The organism is Methyloversatilis universalis FAM5 (genome assembly GCF_000214035.2).
Classification (GTDB): domain Bacteria; phylum Pseudomonadota; class Gammaproteobacteria; order Burkholderiales; family Rhodocyclaceae; genus Methyloversatilis; species Methyloversatilis universalis.
On the sequence record NZ_AFHG01000059.1, the window covers coordinates 222,585 to 240,711 of the forward strand.

11 protein-coding genes are annotated in these 18,127 nt (G+C 67.3%); 7 read left to right on the forward strand and 4 right to left on the reverse strand.

Features of this window, described 5'->3' with window-relative positions; translation table 11 throughout:
• The first annotated feature begins 154 nt into the window (after nucleotides 1–154).
• Genes METUNV1_RS18940 through METUNV1_RS18950 form a run of 3 tightly spaced genes read left to right on the forward strand, consistent with a single transcriptional unit; the run spans nucleotide 155 to nucleotide 6,332 of the window.
• The gene (locus METUNV1_RS18940; protein ID WP_008064588.1) at nucleotides 155–730 is read left to right on the forward strand and encodes a peptidylprolyl isomerase; all 576 of its coding nucleotides are present in this window, start codon (nucleotides 155–157) and stop codon (nucleotides 728–730) included.
• The gene (locus METUNV1_RS18945) at nucleotides 727–5,835 is read left to right on the forward strand and encodes a two-partner secretion domain-containing protein (RefSeq protein ID WP_008064590.1); all 5,109 of its coding nucleotides are present in this window, start codon (nucleotides 727–729) and stop codon (nucleotides 5,833–5,835) included. Before METUNV1_RS18940 ends, METUNV1_RS18945 begins: the two co-directional genes overlap by 4 nt.
• Nucleotides 5,832–6,332, forward strand: coding sequence for a hypothetical protein (locus METUNV1_RS18950; RefSeq protein WP_139026416.1), 501 nt, complete (start codon nucleotides 5,832–5,834; stop codon nucleotides 6,330–6,332). Before METUNV1_RS18945 ends, METUNV1_RS18950 begins: the two co-directional genes overlap by 4 nt.
• A gap of 9 nt (nucleotides 6,333–6,341) precedes the next feature.
• Here the strand turns inward: METUNV1_RS18950 and METUNV1_RS18955 are convergent, their stop codons facing one another.
• From METUNV1_RS18955 to METUNV1_RS18970, 4 genes are all read right to left on the reverse strand, one after another.
• A complete protein-coding gene (locus tag METUNV1_RS18955) occupies nucleotides 6,342–7,004 on the reverse strand; it encodes a Crp/Fnr family transcriptional regulator (RefSeq protein ID WP_008064592.1) in 663 nt (220 codons plus the stop codon).
• The gene (xth, locus tag METUNV1_RS18960) at nucleotides 7,001–7,759 is read right to left on the reverse strand and encodes an exodeoxyribonuclease III (protein ID WP_008064594.1); all 759 of its coding nucleotides are present in this window, start codon (nucleotides 7,757–7,759) and stop codon (nucleotides 7,001–7,003) included. Before xth ends, METUNV1_RS18955 begins: the two co-directional genes overlap by 4 nt.
• A 14-nt stretch (nucleotides 7,760–7,773) precedes the next feature.
• Entirely contained in the window at nucleotides 7,774–8,310 is a 537-nt protein-coding gene (locus METUNV1_RS18965) for a DUF4124 domain-containing protein (RefSeq protein WP_008064596.1), read from the reverse strand.
• 102 nt (nucleotides 8,311–8,412) lie between these two features.
• Nucleotides 8,413–10,476 carry a M3 family metallopeptidase gene (locus METUNV1_RS18970; RefSeq protein WP_008064598.1) on the reverse strand — a complete coding sequence of 688 codons (2,064 nt, stop codon included), beginning with the start codon at nucleotides 10,474–10,476 and terminating at the stop codon, nucleotides 8,413–8,415.
• 266 nt (nucleotides 10,477–10,742) lie between these two features.
• Here METUNV1_RS18970 and METUNV1_RS18975 point away from each other — a divergent pair, with 266 nt between their 5' ends.
• Genes METUNV1_RS18975 through METUNV1_RS18990 form a run of 4 tightly spaced genes read left to right on the forward strand, consistent with a single transcriptional unit; the run spans nucleotide 10,743 to nucleotide 18,121 of the window.
• Nucleotides 10,743–12,728 (forward strand): TonB-dependent receptor plug domain-containing protein, encoded by a 1,986-nt coding sequence (locus METUNV1_RS18975; protein WP_008064600.1) that lies wholly within the window; start codon nucleotides 10,743–10,745, stop codon nucleotides 12,726–12,728.
• A gap of 19 nt (nucleotides 12,729–12,747) precedes the next feature.
• The gene (locus METUNV1_RS18980; RefSeq protein ID WP_008064602.1) at nucleotides 12,748–13,281 is read left to right on the forward strand and encodes a YfiR family protein; all 534 of its coding nucleotides are present in this window, start codon (nucleotides 12,748–12,750) and stop codon (nucleotides 13,279–13,281) included.
• Nucleotides 13,278–16,028: a response regulator gene (locus METUNV1_RS18985; protein ID WP_008064604.1), complete on the forward strand. Its 2,751-nt coding sequence runs from the start codon at nucleotides 13,278–13,280 to the stop codon at nucleotides 16,026–16,028. Before METUNV1_RS18980 ends, METUNV1_RS18985 begins: the two co-directional genes overlap by 4 nt.
• Nucleotides 16,025–18,121 (forward strand): putative bifunctional diguanylate cyclase/phosphodiesterase, encoded by a 2,097-nt coding sequence (locus METUNV1_RS18990; protein ID WP_043360341.1) that lies wholly within the window; start codon nucleotides 16,025–16,027, stop codon nucleotides 18,119–18,121. Before METUNV1_RS18985 ends, METUNV1_RS18990 begins: the two co-directional genes overlap by 4 nt.
• Nucleotides 18,122–18,127 lie beyond the last annotated feature (6 nt).

The following is an 18,127-nucleotide window of genomic DNA, read 5'->3' on the forward strand; positions in this document are numbered from 1 at the left end:
TCTGATCGTGTCCGCATGCATGCTGTTCTGCCCCTTGACGTCCGTGTCCCGGGCACAGGGGGCGCCCGCCGGGGATGATGCGGCGACGCATGCCCGGATCGAAGCGGTGCTGTGGCGCCGCGCACAGGCAGCGGGGGATGACCGGTCTCCGACCGTGACGACCGCGGCGGACGACGCCCGCCACCGGGCGGCCATCGAAGCCTATGTCGCCCGCCAGATCACGCCGGTCGAACCGACCGATGATGCCCTGCGTGCGCGCTACCAGGACGTTCTGTCCGGCCTCGGTGACGAGGAGTACCACCTGCGCATGCTGCTGCATCGCGATCGCGAGGTGATCGACGGCGCGCTGCGCCAGCTGGCTGCCGGTGCGGACTTTGCCGCGCTGGCGCGTCTGCATTCGCAGGCGCCGTCCGCCGCGCGCGGCGGCGATCTGGGCTGGGTGAGCTTTCCGCTGCCGGTACGCGAAGGCTGCACTCAGGGCCTACCGCGCGAAGTGGCTGAGCAGCTGACGCGTATGGTGGCGGGCGAGGTGGGCGATCCGATCCGGCTCGGCGGCGTCTGGCTGTTGATGAAGCTCGAGGACAGACGGTCGGCCGACGTGCCGGATTTCGAGCGAGCTCGTCCGGTGCTCAGACGGCTCATGCTGATCGAACAGATGCAGCAGAAGGCGGCCGCGCTGTCGGCGGCCGTTCGGCTGGATGCAGGCTTGCCCACCGGTGCTGCGCAATGAAGGCGCTGCGCCCGCGCGCTTTGCATCGCTCTCTGGCCAGTCTGATGGCGGCCGTCATCACGTTGCAGAGCGCGGCGGTCGCCGGGGCCGAGCCCGATATGGCGGCGCCTGCGGACAGACGGCCTGTCGTGGGCAATGCTGGCGCGACCACGCTTGTCGACATCGCGCGCCCCGACGCATCCGGGCGTTCGCACAATATCTGGAACCGCTTCGACGTCAGCGCGGGCGGACTGGTACTGAACAACGCGGTGAGTCGCACCCGCAGCGTGCTGGCGGGCGATATCGAGGCCAACCTCCGGCTGGGTGGCACCGCCGCCACGCTGATCGTGAACGAGGTCAGCGGCGGCAGTGCGAGCACGCTGCAGGGTCTGGTCGAGGTCGCCGGTACGCCGGCCCGAGTCATCATCGCGAATCCGAACGGCATCTACTGCGATGGCTGCGGCTTCATCGGAACGCCGCACGTGCAGCTCACCACCGGCCGCCTGATCGAAGACAGTGCCGGTCTGGGCTTTGACGTGTCCGGCGGGCATATCGACATCGGGCCGGGTGGCCTGACCGCACTGGCCAGCAGGCTGGATCTGCTGGCGCAGACGCTGCGCAGCCGCGGCGACATACGCGCCGGCGGAGAACTGCGCATGCTGGCCGGCGCGGTGCAGGTCGAGGCCGACACGCTGCGTCCGCCAGGCTCGGACGCTTTCCCGACCGGTGCAGAGGCGGGCGATGTGCCGCTGGCCATCGACATCGGACAGACGGTGGCCGCGGACAGCATCCAGCTCATCGCGCTGGGCGGTGACATCGGCGTGCGGACCACCGCTCCGCTGCATGCGGCGCGTGATCTGCTGATCGCGACCACGCGACCGGTCGAACTGCGCGGTGAGGTGTCGGCCGGCCGGGATATCGCCCTGTACACTTCGGGTGCTTCGGATACCCGCGTAGACGCTCAGGTGAAGGCCGGACGCGACCTCACCGTGATCGCCACCGTGCTGACCGTGAGCGCCGAAGGCGCGCTCGTGGCGGATGGCCGGCTGGGCATGGATCTGGTGCCCGACAACAGTGACCGCTGGTCTGCGCTGACCAACGACGGGCGCATCGAGGCGGGCGGTGACCTGGCGCTGTCCGGTGCGGTCGAAGCGTGGAATCGCGGGCTGATCCGCGCCGGTGGCCGCATGGACGCGGCGGCCGGAGAAGTGACCGCGCCGGATGCGCACCGTGGCCTTCCGGGAAGCGAAGCGCGTCGTGGAGGTACGTCATCGGGCGAACCGGCGCGGCTGCACAACAGCGGCCGGATCCGGATCGGACAGGACGGCCTGCTCGATCTCGCCGGGGCGCAGATTGGCGACATCGAAGCCGGTCGGGACCTGATGCTCTGGTGGGCACCGGATGCGTCGGATAGCGGTGGCCGTGCCCAGGCCGGTCGAGATCTGTACCTGTTCCTGCCGAAGCCGGACCAGGCAGCCTCTCCGCCACAGAGCGGCGGCCGTACCTTCCGGGCCGCCCAGGATCTTCTGCTGCTGCCTGCACCGGACAAGAGACTCGCGCGCGATGAACTGCCCGCGACCCTGCTGGCGCTCGTGAATGCCGAGTCTGCGGAGGCGACCCGCGATCACCTGAACCGCGATGTCCTGTTCGCCGGGCGTGATTTCAGGGTGCGTACCGGAGGCGCCTTCGATAACGCGGCGACCGTGGAAGCGCAGCGCGACATCGACATCGTCGCGCAGAAGGTCAGCAATGCTACCCGTATCGACTTGGTGCAGCGTACGGTCGATTACGAATACTACGAAGGCTGCCGGACAGAGTACGACGGGCAGTGCAGCGTGCGCATCGAGCAGCCTGGCGCGCCGGCCTCCATGGTGGCCGGGCGTGATCTGTCGGTTCGGTCCAGCGCATTCGAGAACCGCGGGGCGCGGGTGCTGGCAGGGCGAGACATCGCGCTGCGTGCACCGGATGTACTGAACGAGGATCGTCGTTACGGGGCGACCTGGCAGTCGAACTACTCGCTGGTGGATCCACGTCTCGCCTCAGACGGCGGCGCGTCCTGCGGCGGGCAGGGCGGTGATGTCTGCAAGGATCCGATCGAGTGGCGGCGCAGCGCCTCGGGATCGGTCGAGCTCGGCGTACTGCCGGCCATCATCCAGGCCGGTGGCCGCTTCGGTGCCGGTCCCGCCGATCCGGGCCCGACCCCTCCGCCCGCCGGCCAGGTTGGCGATGCCCCGCTGCCTTCTCGCTTCGTGAACACCGGCGAACTGCACGCGGCCTCGGTGGCGGTGCATGCCCAGTCCATCCGCAACGGATTCGATGTCGCTGCCGACTTTGGCCACCTGACCGCACCGCTCGTGATGCCGCCGGCGCTGATCGACATAACGGGCACTTACAGCACGGACGCCGGGATGCGCCAGGCCGGGACCTATACAGGCCCGCAGCTGATGAGCGCGCTGCCTGCGGCGCTGCGCAGCCCGGCGCCGTTCGCCTATACCCCTGAGCAGGAAATCGTCGCGCTGCGCGACTCGCTGCTTGCCGCCACCCACCGTGCCTGGATCATTCCCGGTCTCGCCTGGGATCCGGTCACCGGGTTGTCGCCGGACGCACAGCAGCGTGCGCTGCTGGCCGCCAACGGCATGGCCTTCGCGCTCGAACACGGCATCGCGTTGGGCACGACACTGCGCGCCAGCCAGCTGTCGTCGCTGGAGGTCCCCATGCTCTGGTACATCGAGCGGGGCGGACTGCTGCGCCCTCAACTGCACATTCCTTTGTCCTGGCAGCAACAGCTGGCCATCGTGCCCGGAGGCCTGATGGCCGGCGACGTCGACATCGTGCTGAACGGCGAGGTGATCGACAACACCGGCTTCATCCTCAGTGACGGCGGGCTGTCGGTCAGTGCGGACACGCTCAGGAATCGCAAGCGCTCTGCCTACTACTACGAGGAATTCGACGTCAGCGGTGGCACCCTCATTGTCGAAGGCAGTCAGGTCCAGCCAGGCGGCTTCATGCAGGCGGCCCGCCTGTCGATGGATGTCAATCGCATCGAGTCGCTGTCCGGCGAGTTCCGTGTGCTCGCGGCGTCGAACGAACAGTCGGCCACCGAGACCGCCGCCTTCGAAGCACGGTTGGTCGAACAGCTCGGCGACGACTATGTGCGCGGTGTGGCGCGCGACGATCTGCATTACCGCTTCGAGAAGGATTCCGGTTTTGGCGATCTGCTCGGCATGGCCGCCAGCTTCGTGGTCGCGTCGATGATCGGTCCGGAAATCTCGTCCTTCATCGGCGGCATGGCGTCGTCCGGTTCTACCTTTGCCGGTGCCTCGGCGCTCGGTAGCGCCGGGCTCGGTAACACCATGGCCAGCGCTTTCCTGTCCCAGACCGTCGCTTCGTCGGTCGGCCAGGTAGTGTCCGGACGCGGCCTCGACTTCAGCCAGGCACTCGGCGCCGGGCTGAGCGGCGGTCTGAGCGCCGGATCGGCGCAGTGGGCAAACACGGCGTTCGACCTACCGTTCGAGCGCTTCATGGCGCGCACGCTGGCCGCCGGTGTGATCGGCGAAGTGACCGGCGGCAGCTTCGACACCGCCATGCTGAACGCCGCGGTCAATCAGGCCGCTGCCCTTGGATCCGGCCGCATCGGCGACGGCATCTTCGGCCAGGCCGGCACCCCCGGGCATCTGCTGGCGCATGCCGCACTGGGCGCCCTGTCCGAAGCCGCGCGGGGCGGCGATCCGATGGCCGGCGCGCTCGGCGCCATGACTGCCGTACTGGTCGAACAGCCTCTGGATGCAGCGTTCGGCCTCAGCGGCAGCACAGGCGGCAACGCTCTGCTCACAGCACTTTCCATGCTCGCTGGCGGCGCCGTGGCCGAGTCCGCCGGCGGTAATCCGGTATCCGGCGGCCTGGCGGCGCAGAACGTCACCTTGTTCAACTACCTGACGCACGCCGAATCGCAGTCGCTCGAACGTCTCCGGCAGAAGTGCGCCATCGCGAGCCGATGCACCGAAGAAGACCACGCCGAAATGCAGCGGCTGGGCGGCCTTGATCGCAGTCGCGATCAGGCTCTGCAATCTGCCTGCAGCGCGCCATCGAGTACCGCCTGCCAGTCTGCCTATCTCGACCTCGCCCGAGCGGTCGCCAGTTATCAGGGCCAGCGCATCGAACCGGGTTCTGTGGCGGATCGGGAGCTGTCGGGCATACGTGCGCAGGAGGTGATGTACAGGGCGAGGATGACGAATGCGCTTGCATACAACGCGACTAACGGTGCAGCGCAGGCTGTTGTCTCTAGCCTTGCAGGGACTATTCAGCTCGGTGTGCTGATCGTCAGCGCGCCAGGGGACCCCGAAGCGCGTGCAGTACTTAGTCAGATCGCAAGAGCAGCCGGACAGTTTCTCTCCGCGCCTGCAGATACGATCGAATTTGCCATCAAGGCCAGACTAGATGAGGCGGATCGTCTTGAAGCGAGCGGGCAGACAGATGCCGCTCAGCAAATGCGAGCCGCGTTGGTCACTGACGGGCTACTACTGATCACTGGGACCGGTGCAGTTGCTGCGAAAGGTGGGCAGAGGATTCTTGGAAGTCTGGAGGCCGCGAAGACAGGATCTGGCAATGTGCTGGGCGTAGTTGGTCAGCGTCTTAGTCAGACGGTCGAATCGCATTGGCTATCTTCTCTGAGGGATCGAGGAGGGAGCATCACTGCGTTCAAGACAGCTGAGGATGTGAACGCAGCCATGGTCAAGGTGGCTGACTGGCAACCGGCGTGGCAGCCAGGCACCACCGTTGTGGAGGCCGTTCTAGCACCGGGAACGCGAGTGAGTATGGTGATAGATGAGATGAGCTACGCTGCAATACAAGCAGGAAAAACAGATAGAGCCTACGGGGGGTGGGCCACTTTCGACAGTGTTCCCGATCAGCGGTACGCGCGGGATGCGCTCGCAATTACTGAAGGCATGAAGGCTGATGTTCGGCACGTTGTTGAATTAGAGATCAATCGTCCGGTTAGTGCGCACATCGGTATTGTCGGCGCTCAATCCGGAGCCCTCGGAGGCGGCAACCAAGTGCATTTCGTGTTGTCTCCCTCCGAGCGATCAACAGTGTTCAAAGTTATCGGTCACCGAGAGCTAAGATGATTAAGCAAAAGGTTGAATGTTTCTCTTTGCATAACAACAGAGGGGAGGTTTTGCTTGACCGCGATTTGACTCGATATCGGTCCGAGACAGAAGGAGGGTTTCAAACCTTCGGCCCAGTCGTCGCTTATTCGTGGTGCTTCGACGGCGAACCGCAAGGGCTATCTGATCCAGATAGCCGACTCAGTATCAAAGTGCTCCCAGATGAATCAGGTTTCATTGCATTCGAACAGGAATTACATCCAGACAACTGTCTCCTGTTGGATGGTCATGGCCGTGAAGTCAGAAGATTGGCTGTGCCCATGAAACTTCTCGGGCACGACGTATCCGATACAGTCGAAAGGTGGTTTCGTAGTATCGATGGCCCTTATGCTGACCCTGCAACCGGACAAGCTGGAAAGTTTGGCGTCTCCGCTTGGGTAGAGTCAGTTGGCGAGATCTATCTGGAGTTGGATTTTCGTTCCGGAGAGTTCTTGTGGTGGAAGCCGATCCGCTTCTGATTATTGACCTTATCTGCCCTCCGCCGCCAGCGCCCTCAGTCCCGCCGGATCCAGTATGTCGATCTGGTTGCGCCCTAGCGCCACCAACCCCTGTTCGGCAAAACTCTTCAGCAGACGGCTGACGATTTCGCGCACGCTGCCCAGTTCGTCGGCGAGCTGCTGGTGGGTGGTGTGCAGGGTCTGGCCGTGGCCGAGCAGCAGACTGGCCAGGCGCTGGTCGAGGCGCTGGAAGGCGATGGCTTCGACCAGTTGCATCAGTTCGGCGACCCGCTCGGCGAACAGGCTGAACACGAAGGTGCGGAAGGCGGGTTCGGACAGCAGGCGGTCGAAGAGTGCGGTGGGCAGCACCAGCAGCCTGGCCGGCGTTTCGGCCACGGCGTGCGCGTTGTATTCGATGTGGCCGAGCAGGCAGGCGCTGGATATGACGCAGGTTTCACCGGCATGCACCCGGTACAGCGGCAGTTCGCGGCCGTTGGCGGATGACTTCGCCACCTTGACCTGACCTTCGAGCACGAAGGGGAAGCCGCCGCAGGGCTGGTACTCGTCGAACAGGTGGGTGCCGGCCGGCACCTCCATCATCCGGCCTTCCTTCTCGATGAGGGCGCGGGCCGCCGGCGACAGGCCGGACAGCAGCGGATAGATGGCGGTGAGGGCGTCGGCGTGACCGTTCATGACAGGGTGGCGATGACCGGGGCGTGATCGGAGGGGCGTTCCAGCTTGCGCGGGGCCTTGTCCACGGTGCAGGCGGTGCAGCGGGCGGCCAGCGGCGCGGACAGCAGGATGTGGTCGATGCGCAGGCCGAAGTTGCGGCGGAAGGCGCCGGCCCGGTAGTCCCACCACGACCAGCTCTTTTCCGGCTGGTCGAACATGCGGAAGGCATCGGTCAGGCCGAGCGCGATCAGGTCGGCGAAGGCGGCGCGCTCCGGCGGCGACACGTGGATGTCGTCCTTCCAGTCCGGGTGGGCGTCGCGGTCTTCGGGCGCGATGTTGTAGTCGCCGAGCAGCGCGAGCTGCGGATGACGGGTGAGTTCGTCGCGCAGCCAGCCGGTGAGGGCGGCCAGCCAGCGCATCTTGTATTCGAACTTCTCAGAGCCGACCGCCTGCCCGTTCGGGAAATAGGTGCATACGATGCGCACGCCATCGACCGTGGCGGCGATCACCCGCTTCTGTTCGTCCTCGAAACCGGGAATGCCGATCTGCACGTCGCTGGCGGGTGACTTCGACAGGATGGCCACGCCGTTGTAGGTTTTCTGGCCGCTGATGGCGCTGTGATAGCCGGCGGCTTCAAGTTCGGCGCGCGGGTAGGTGGCGTCTTCGGTCTTGGTTTCCTGCAGGCACACCACGTCCGGCTGTTCGGCGGCGAGCCAGTCGGTGAGGTGGGGCAGGCGGACTTTCAGCGAATTGACGTTCCAGCAGGCGATTTTCAAAAGAGACGGCTCCGTTACTGTTTTGCTGCGCCGTCAGCCGGCTCGCCCGTCACGGGCTTGGGCGCCGGCGGCTTGGCGCTGCCCTTGGCCGGGTAGCCGGCACGGTCGAGCAGCCGGTTCCAGGCGTCGGCGCTGTAGCCCATGAGCTGATCGGCGCCGGCGGCGATGGCCGGCACGCGGGCTTCCTTTACCTTGAAGCGGGCGGTGAAGGCGGCTTTCTGTTCTTCGGTGGTGATGCGCTGTTCGGTGTAGGCGATGGCCCGATCGCGCAGCAGCGCCTGGGCGGACTCGCACAGCTTGTCGCACTCGTTGCCGAACCACACGGTGACCGGTGCGTTCTTCATCGCTTCGCGCTCGGCGTAGCTCGCGCCCTGTTCGACCACGCTGGGCTGCAGCTTTTTCTCGGTGACCGAGCGTGCGTCTGGCGGCGGCGGGGTGTCGGTGTAGTGGGTGCGGCCCTGCGCGTCCTTCCACTTGTAGGTCTGGGCGACGGCGGTGCCTGCGCACAGGGCGCCGGCCAGCACGATGCAGATCAGTCGGTGCAGCTTCATGCGCGCTCTCCTCGGTGACGGCCGCTCAGTGAGGCCCCGATTCTACCCATGCCCGCTGACCCGCGGCGTGAGGCCGCCGCGGGTCAGCGGGCGCGGGGCGTGTCAGGCGGCTTCGGCCATGCCGCTGTGGCGCAGCAGCGCATCGGGGCGCGGTTCGCGGCCGCGGAAGGCCTTGAACGATTCCAGCGCCGGACGCGAGCCGCCCACCGCCAGGATTTCGTCCCAGAAGCGGCGGCCGGTGGCTGTGTCGAGCACGGTGCCGGCAGCGCCGCGCGCTTCCTCGAAGGCCTCGAAAGCGTCGGCCGACAGCACTTCGGCCCACTTGTAGCTGTAGTAGCCGGCCGCGTAGCCGCCGGCGAAGATGTGGCTGAAGCTGTTGGCGAAGCGGTTCCACTCCGGCGGGCGCACCACCGACACTTCGTCGCGCACTTCTTCCAGCAGCTGCAGCAGCGTGCGGTCGCCGCCGGGCACGAAGTCGTGGTGCAGGCGCAGATCGAACAGCGAAAACTCGATCTGGCGCAGCGTCTGCATGCCGCTCTGGAAGTTCTTCGCGGCGATCATCTTGTCGTACAGCGCGCGCGGCAGCGGTTCGCCCGAGTCGACATGGGCGGTCATGCCGGTCAGCACGTCCCACTCCCAGCAGAAGTTCTCCATGAACTGGCTGGGCAGTTCGACCGCGTCCCACTCGACGCCGTGAATGCCGGACACCGGCAGGTCTTCGACCCGGGTGAGCAGGTGGTGCAGGCCGTGTCCGGTTTCGTGGAACAGCGTGATCACGTCGTCATGGGTGAAGGTGGCGGGCTTGCCACCGACCGGCGACGGGAAGTTGCAGTTCAGGTAGGCCACCGGCGTCTGCACGCCACCGCTGACTGCGCGGCGGGTGATGGCTTCGTCCATCCAGGCGCCGCCACGCTTGGTTTCGCGCGCGTACAGGTCGAGGTAGAACTGGCCGACGAGTTCACTGCCGGCGCCACCGGCGCGCTCGATGCGGAAGAAACGTACGTCCGGGTGCCACACCGGCGCGGTATCCGGCCGGATGGTGACGCCATAGAGCCCCTCGACCACGCGGAACAGGCCTTCCAGCACCTTGTGCTCCGGGAAGTACTGCTTCACTTCCTGTTCCGAAAAGTCGTAGCGCTGCACGCGCAGCTTTTCCGACACCCAGGCCATGTCCCAGGGCTGCAGTTCGTCGAGACCGAATTCGTTGCGGGCGAAGGCGCGCAGTTCGTCGAGGTCGCGCTGGGCGTGCGGGCGGGCGCGCCTGGCCAGGTCGCGCAGGAAGTCCATCACCTGTTCCGGCGTGTCCGCCATCTTGGGCACCAGCGACAGTTCGGCGAAGCTGGCGAAGCCCAGCATCTTCGATTCCTCCACGCGCAGCGCCAGGATGCGGGCGATCAGCGGCGTGTTGTCGCGTTCGGCTTCGCCGAACTCGGATGCCCGGGTGGCGTAGGCGCGGTACATGCGGGCGCGCAGGTCGCGGCTGTCGGCGTACTGCATGACCGGCAGGTAGGACGGCATGTGCAGCGTGAACTTCCAGCCGTCGCGTTCGTCGCGCTGGGCGGCTTCGCGGGCGGCCTCGATGCTGTCTTCCGGCAGGCCGGCCAGCAGCGCTTCGTCGGTCACGTATTCGGCGAAGGCGTTGGTGGCGTCGAGCAGGTTTTCGCTGAACTTGGCCGACAGCGCGGCCAGTTCTTCCTGGATTTCCTTGAAGCGCGGCTTCTGGTCTTCGGCCAGCTCGGCGCCGGACAGGCGGAAATCGCGCACTTCGTTGTCGAGGATGCGCTGGCGCGCCGGCGACAGGGTCGCGTACTCCGCGGATTCGCGCAGCGCCTTGTACTTGGCGAACAGCGCAAGGTTCTGGCCGAGTGCGCTGTAGAAGCGGGTGATGTCGGGCAGCGTGGCGTTATAGGCCTCGCGCCAGGCCGGCACGTCATTGACGCCGTGCAGGTGGCCGACGATGCCCCAGGCGCGGTTCACCTGCTCGCCCATGTCGGTGATCGGGGCGGCGAAGCTGTCCCAGGTGGGGGCGTCCGGGCGGGCGGTCAGGTCGTCGATCAGGGCCTGGTAGCGGGTGAGCAGTTCGCCGATGGCCGGCGCCACGTGTTCGGGCTGCACCGTGTCGAAACGGGGCAGGCCGGAGAAGTCGAGCAGCGGGTTCGTGTTCATGATCAGTCTGGCGGTGTCCGTGTGGAGGTGGGCCGGGCGGGCCGTGGATGCAGCCCGGGGCGTGCGCCCGGCAGATTCTAGCTGGCCTCGGCCATCTGCCTGCTCAAGTTGGGCATTAACATGCCGAAAGCAAGCGTTACACGTCGGGCCGTGCTGCGACTGCAGCACCGATCCGCCGGCCCTGAATCTGCCGAATGCGCCGAGCCATGAGAAGACCGTTCCGGATCCCGATTGATTCCCTGCGCCCGCTGCTGAGTGCCGCTCTCATGTGTGCCGCGTCACAGGCGTGGGCGGCGGATGCGCCGGATCTGGGCGGTCTGGAGCTGGAGGACCTGCTGCAGCTCAAGATCACCACCGCTGCCCGCAAGCCGCAGTCGGTGCGTGAAACGCCGGCCGCAGTGTTCGTGATCACGCGCGAGGACATCGAACGCTCCGGTGCCACCTCGGTGCCGGAGGCGCTGCAGATGGCGCCCGGCGTTCAGGTGGGCCGCATTTCGTCCGGTACCTGGGCCATTTCGCTGCGCGGCGCCAACGGCCGCTTCGCCAACAAGCTGCAGGTGCTGGTCGATGGCCGCAGCGTCTATACGCCGCTGTTTTCCGGCACGGTCTGGGAAGACCGCGACTTCGTGCTGGCCGACATCGAGCGCATCGAGGTGGTCCGCGGGCCGGGCGGTGCGCTGTGGGGCAGCAACGCGATGAACGGGGTAGTGAACATCATCACCCGTCGCCCTGCCGACACTCAGGGCACGCTGGTCAGCACCGGCATCGGCACCGAACAGAAGGGCTGGCTCGCGGTGCGCTACGGCTTCCAGCCGGGCGAGGACCAGAGCGCGCGCATCTGGGGCAAGCGGCGCGTGATGGATGCCAGCGACCGTCCGGACGGCAGCGCCGGCTATGACGGCGGCCACGCCAGCTCCGGCGGCTTCAACTGGGACATGCGCCTGTCCGGTGGCAGCACGCTGTCGCTGAGCGGCGGCATTACCGCTGCCCACCATGGCGAGGAGCTGGACCTCACCCGCTTCCTGTTCGGCAACGCGCCGGTGCCGGGCCGCATCGAAACCCGCGAAAGCCATCTGATGGCGCGCTATGGCGGCCAGACCGCGGACGGCGCCGATTATTCGCTGCAGACCTCGTATGCCAGCAGCGGCTTCGCCATCGTCAATCCGGTCGGACCGATCGACGATGAGCGCAGCACGCTGGACATCGACTTCCAGCGGCGGGAAGCACGCGGCGCGGGTCGGCACGACATCGTGTGGGGGCTGGGCTACCGCCACTCGCGGGACGATCTGAACGTGCAGCTGATCGGCGGTTCGATACAGCCCTCGCGGCGCACCCAGACCTGGACCAGCGTATTCGTGCAGGACGACATTTCGCTGCTGCCGGAGCGGCTCAATCTGGTGCTCGGCGCGCGGGTCGAGGGCAGCAGCCCGGGCCGCACCGAAATACAGCCGACCGCGCGGCTGATGTACACGCCGGAAGGTCCGCACAGTTATTGGGCCGCGCTGTCACGCACCACCCGCCAGCCCTCGCGCGCACTGCGCGACTTTGGCGCCCGCATCGGCCCCTTCCCGCTGCCGGCGCCGCTGGCCGGCGGCTGGCTGGTCCGCAGCACCGGTCAGGGCGACGACATGCGCAGTGAAACCGCCAGCACGGTCGAACTGGGCTATCGCTATCGCCAGGGCAGCTTCACCTTCGATGCCGCCGCCTTCGCCACCCGCTACCGGCGCCAGGCCGAATACGTGGTCACCTTCGACGGCGTGGTCGCGCTGCCGGCGCTGACCCGGGTGACCGACATCGAGGTGCGCACCACCGACGACAGCCGCGCCTACGGCTTCGAACTGGCCGCGGATTACCGCTACAGCGCCGACTGGAGCCTGCACGCCGCCTATACCTATACCGATTCGACCGCGCTGGACCGGCGTTTTCCGACCCAGCTTCCGCTCACGTCCTTCTTCATCTATTCCGCCGATGCCCGGCACCGGCTTTCGCTGCGTTCGTCGTGGAACCTGGCGCCGGACTGGCAGCTGGACGCCTGGCTGCGCAGCGTGAGCAGCGTCGAGCCGAGCGGCATCGGCGGCTATACCGACGTCGACCTCCGGCTGGCCTGGCAGGTCAGGCGGGATCTCGAACTGTCGCTGGTCGGCCAGAACCTGCTGCATGCCCGCCGCGCGCAGTACGTGGCGGACACGCTGCCTTCGTCGTCACTGGCCATAGAGCGGGCCGCCTATCTGAAAGCGGTGTGGTCCTTCTGACATGCGCTCCGGATTTCGCATGACGCTGCTGCGGATGCTGTGCGCGCTGTGCGCACTGTGCGCGTGCGGCCTGATCCAGGCGCAGAGCGACGTGCTGGAGGACCCGCTGAAGGCGGCCTTCGTGTTCAATTTCGCCAAGTACGTCGAATGGCCGGAAAGCGCGTCGGGCAACGGCCCGCTGGTCGCCTGCGTGGCGAGCGGCGACGGTCTGGCCGCTGCGCTGTCGCAGTTCGACGGCCGCATGGTGGCGGGACGCAGCTTCCAGGTGCAGCGCCTCGCCACGCCTGCCGGGGCAGCCGGCTGTCATCTGGTGGTGGTGGCCGAGTCCGCGGTGCGGCGGAGCGCCGCCTGGCTCAGGCAGCTGCCGGCCCAGGGCGTGCTGACGGTGGGCGACGGCGAAGGTTTCATCGATGAAGGCGGCATGATAGGGCTGGTGCGCAGCGGTGACCGGCTGCAGTTCGACATCAACCAGCCTGCGCTGCAGCGGGCCGGGCTGCGCGCCAGTTCGCAGCTGCTGAAACTGGCGCGCAATCTGGGCGGGCGGACACGATGAAGCGGGTCGAGCGCTTTCTGGGCGAACTGGTCGACCTGCCGCTGCGCATCAAGCTGCAGCGCATCCTGCTGCTCTGCCTGGCGGCGGCGCTGGCGCTGAATTTCGCGGTGTATTCGCTGAACGGCCTGTACAACGAACGCGAGCGGCTGATCGATCAGCTCGATGCGATCGCCCGCATCATCGGTGCCAACAGCGCCTCCGCGCTCGCGTTCAGTGATCCGGATTCGGCCCGCGCCACGCTGGCAGCGGTGTCCAGCGTGCCGGCCGTGGTGCGCGCCTGGATCCTGCTCAGCGACGGCTCGCCCTTTGCCGCGCACCCGGACGATGCGCCGGCGCTGCCGCCCGCTGACGTCGGCGGGCCGGGCGGCCTGTCGGTGATCGGCGCGCCCTGGTCTTCCGACCTGCTGCTGGCCCGTCCGCTGGTGGAGGAGGGCCAGCGTTCCGGCATCATCGTGCTGCAGGCCGATCTGCTTCCTCTGTGGCAGCGCACCGCTTTCATCCTGCTGCTCAATGCGCTGTTTACCGCGCTCTCATTCGCGCTGGCCTACCGGCTGTCCACCCGGCTGCAGCGGCGCATCACCGATCCGGTGCAGGCGCTGATCGAATCGGCGCGCGCGGTGATCGATGAACGGCGCTATGACGTGACCGTACCGCGGCCGGGCAATGACGAAATCGGCCAGCTCACCGACCGTTTCAACGAAATGCTGCGCGAGATCGCGCTGCGCGACGGCGAACTGCGCGCGCACCGTGACCGGCTGGAAAGCGAGGTCGAGGCTCGTACCCGCGAACTGCGCGAGGCGAAGGAACAGGCGGAATCGGCCAACCAGGCGAAAAGCCGCTTCCTGGCCAATATGAGCCATGAGATCCGCACGCCGATGAACGGTGTGATCGGCATGGCCGGCCTGCTCGAACGCACGCCGCTGGACGAGCGCCAGCGCCGCTATCTGGACGCCATCAGCGGCTCGGCCGAATCGCTGCTGCGGGTGATCAACGATGTGCTCGATTTCTCCAAGATCGAGGCCGGCAAGCTGCAGTTCGAGCGCGTCGTGTTCGAGCCGCAGCAGGTGTTCGAGGACGTGGTGCTGCTGTTCGCGGACCCGGCCCGCAGCAAGGGCATCGAGCTGTCGCTGCGTATTGCGCCCTCACTGCCGCACGGGCTGGTCGGCGACCCGCACCGGCTGCGGCAGGTGCTGATCAATCTGGTGTCGAACGCGCTCAAGTTCACCGCCGCCGGCGAAGTGCTGGTCGACGTACAGGCCGTCGCCGTCGACGGTGCACCGGCGCAGGTGTGGCTGGAGGCTGCGGTCGTCGACACGGGTTCCGGCATTTCCGCCGATGCCGCCGCCCGGGTGTTCGACGCCTTTGCCCAGGCCGACAGTTCGACCACCCGGCGTTTCGGCGGCACCGGCCTGGGCCTGGCCATAACCCGCGAACTGATTACCGCCCAGGGCGGCACGCTGGACTTCAGCAGCGTGCCGGGCTACGGCTCGCACTTCCATTTCAGCCTGCCGTTCGACCGCGCGGGCACCGTGGCGCCCGGCCTGCAGGCCGGCGGCACGCAGCGCGCGCTGGTGGTCGATCCGTCGCTGCGCAGCGCGCAGAACCTGCTCACCCTGCTGACGGATGGCGGCATCGAGTGCCTGCACTGCGAGACCGCGGCCGAGGCGATGATGGCGCTGATGCGCGGCGAGCTGTGCGGCCTGCCTTTCGACACCGTGCTGTGCGCGCAGCAGCTGGCCGATGCCGGTGCGGTCGAACTGGCGCGCATGCTGGCCGAGCGCTTCGGCAGTCCGCCGCGGCTGATCTGCATGCAGGGCAGTGCGGACCCCGATCTGGCGCGGATTTCGCTGCCGGTCATCCGCAAGCCGGTGCTGCGCGGCGAGCTCGCACTGCTGCTGGGCGATGCGCGCAGGCCGGGGCCGGCAAGCGCGCTGACGCGCATCGAGGCGCCGGCGAAGCCGTCGATCAAGGTGCTGCTGGTCGAGGACCATCCGGTGAATCGCGAAATCGCGCTCGACATGCTGACCGAACTGGGCTGCCGCGTGCATGCGGCGGAGAACGGACTGATCGCACTGGGTGCGGTGTCACGCGAACCGTTCGATCTGGTGCTGATGGACTGCCAGATGCCGGTGATGGACGGTTTCGAGGCCAGCCGGCGCATCCGCGCGCTGGAGCACGAGCTGTCGCGGCCGCCGGTGCCCATCGTCGCGCTGACCGCCAATGCGCTCAGCGGCGACCGTGAGCGCTGTCTCGCGGCCGGCATGGACGACTACCTGCCCAAGCCCATTCCCTTGCGCGAACTGGCGCGGGTGATCGAACAGTGCGCGCGGCGGTCGGCCGGTCCGTCGCCGGTGCAGCCGGCGCCGTCGGCCGATGTCGCGCTGATCGACGAAAAGCAGCTGTTCAGCGTGCCGGGCATGCGCAATCCGGACAGCAGGCTGCTGACCCGTATGGCCATGCTCTACCGGCGCGAGGCCGGCGCCAGTCTGGAGCGCATGAAGGCGGCCGCGGCCGCCGGTGATGCCGACGCGTTGCGCGAAGCCGCGCACCGGCTCAAGAGCTCGAGCGGCGCGCTCGGCGCGCGTCGCGCCTTCGAATGCGCGCGCGGCATCGAAACGGCCGCCCGCGAAGGACATGCGCGTTTCGATGCACAGGCGCAGCGTGATCTGGAAGGCATTCTGCTGCACACTTTCGACGCGCTCGACCGGCTGGCCGGCGACGCGCAGACTCCGGGAGCACGCACGTGATATTGCTGGTCGATGACGATGTGATGGTGCGGCTGCTTGCAGCCGAAGCGCTGATCGCCTCCGGTTTCGAGGTGATGGAGGCGGCGGACGGGGAAAGCGCGCTGGAGCTGTTCGAGCGGCACGAGTTCTCGCTGGTGCTGCTCGACGTGAGCCTGGGCGGCATCGACGGCTTCGAGGTGTGCCGACGCCTGCGCGCCCACCCGCACGGCCGCACGCTGCCCATCATCATGCTGACCGGCATGGACGACACCGGCTCCATCGACAGCGCGTACGCGATGGGCGCGACCGATTTCGTGACCAAGCCGCTGAACTGGACGCTGCTGGTCTATCGCATCCGGTACGCGCTGCGGGCGGCCCGCACGATGAGCGAGCTGCAGTCTTCCGAGCGCCGGTTGGCGGTGGCCCAGCGTGTGGCGCGGCTGGGCGGCTGGATATGGCATGTCGATGAGGACCGCTGCGAGCGCAGCCCGATCTGCCTGCAGCTGTGGGGCGATGTGCCGGCCGCTCTGCATACCGAGCCCTTCGGCCTGCTGGCCCGGGTGCTCAGCCCGGACCGCCAGCATCTGCGCGAGGCGATGGAGCGTGCCCGCCAGGGTGAGCCCTACCAGATGAGTTTCCGGGTGCAGCGGGCTGACGGCATCATCGTGTCGCTGCACGAACACGCGGTGCCCGAGCGCGACGAGTTCGGCCGGGTGGTGCGCATCGAAGGCGTGACCCAGGACGTGACCGAGCGCGAACAGGCGGAGCGGCGCATCCGCTTCCTGGCCTATCACGACAGCCTGACCGGGCTGGCCAACCGCCAGATGTTCCGCGAAATGCTGGACCACACGCTGGCACGCTCGCAGCGCATCGGCTCGCGCTGCGCGCTGCTCTATCTCGATCTGGACCGGCTCAAGCGCATCAATGACAGCTTCGGTCACACGCTGGGCGACCAGATCCTGCGCGAAGTGGCGACCCGCATCGTCGGCTCCATCCGTACCGCCGACATCGTCGCGCGCGAAGACCAGTCGGCGGAAGAGGTGGTGGCGCGGCTCGGCGGCGACGAATTCACCGTGCTGCTGACCGATCTGGCCCGGGTCGACGATGCCGCCCGAGTGGCCGCCCGCATCTGCGAGGAACTGAGCGCGCCGCTGCAGGTGGCGCACATCGAGCTGGCGGTTACGGCCTCGATCGGCATCGCGGTGTTCCCGGACAATGGCGAAGACCCGGAAACGCTGCTGCGCCACGCCGACATGGCCATGTACGCCGCCAAGCAGCGCGGTCGCAACACCTACGAATTCTTCACCGAAACGATGCAGCTGCAGGCGGTCGAGCGGCTGTCGCTGGAGCAGGACCTGGTGCGTGCGGTCGAGCAGTCGCAGTTCGTGCTGCACTACCAGCCGCAGGTCGACGCAGCCACCGGCCGCATCGTGTCGGCCGAAGCCCTGCTGCGCTGGGAACATCCGCTGCGCGGCATGGTGTCGCCGGTGCAGTTCATTCCGGTGGCCGAGGAAACCGGCCTCATCGTGCCGCTCGGCGAGTGGGTGGTGATGGAAGCCTGCCGCCAGATGGCGGTATGGCTGGCCGAGGGCCTGCCGGTGGTGCCGGTCGCGGTGAATCTTTCGGCCCACAATTTCCGCTCCGATTCGCTGCTTACGTCGATCGCCTATGCGCTGGAAAGTACCGGCCTGCCGTCACGCTATCTGCACGTGGAACTGACCGAAAGCGCGGTCATGCAGGAGCCGGAACAGGCCATGGCCACGCTGGGCGCGCTGAAGTCGCTGGGGCTGATGCTGTCGATCGACGATTTCGGCACCGGCTATTCGTCGCTGTCCACGCTGAAGCAGTTTCCGATCGACCTGCTCAAGATCGACCGCAGCTTCGTGCGCGACCTGCCGGACGATGCCAGCGGTGCGTCCATCGTCGAAGCCATTCTCGCGCTGGCACACGCGCTTGGTCTGGGCGTGGTGGCGGAGGGGGTGGAAACCCTGGCGCAGCGCGACTTCCTGCGCAGCCGGCGCTGCGGCCTGATGCAGGGCTATCTGTATTCCCGGCCGCAGCCCGCCGACGTATTCGCCGGGCTGCTGCGGGAGGGCGTGCTGCGGCGGGAGTGAAGCGGT

Coding starts and splice junctions, on each gene's coding strand:
- METUNV1_RS18945 (WP_008064590.1), top strand. CDS start 727: ATGAAGGCGCTGCGCCCGCGCGCTTTGCATCGCTCTCTGGCCAGTCTG.
- METUNV1_RS18965 (WP_008064596.1), bottom strand. CDS start 8,310: ATGAAGCTGCACCGACTGATCTGCATCGTGCTGGCCGGCGCCCTGTGC.
- METUNV1_RS18985 (WP_008064604.1), top strand. CDS start 13,278: ATGAAGCGGGTCGAGCGCTTTCTGGGCGAACTGGTCGACCTGCCGCTG.
- METUNV1_RS18980 (WP_008064602.1), top strand. CDS start 12,748: ATGACGCTGCTGCGGATGCTGTGCGCGCTGTGCGCACTGTGCGCGTGC.
- METUNV1_RS18950 (WP_139026416.1), top strand. CDS start 5,832: ATGATTAAGCAAAAGGTTGAATGTTTCTCTTTGCATAACAACAGAGGG.
- METUNV1_RS18975 (WP_008064600.1), top strand. CDS start 10,743: ATGTGTGCCGCGTCACAGGCGTGGGCGGCGGATGCGCCGGATCTGGGC.
- METUNV1_RS18955 (WP_008064592.1), bottom strand. CDS start 7,004: ATGAACGGTCACGCCGACGCCCTCACCGCCATCTATCCGCTGCTGTCC.
- METUNV1_RS18970 (WP_008064598.1), bottom strand. CDS start 10,476: ATGAACACGAACCCGCTGCTCGACTTCTCCGGCCTGCCCCGTTTCGAC.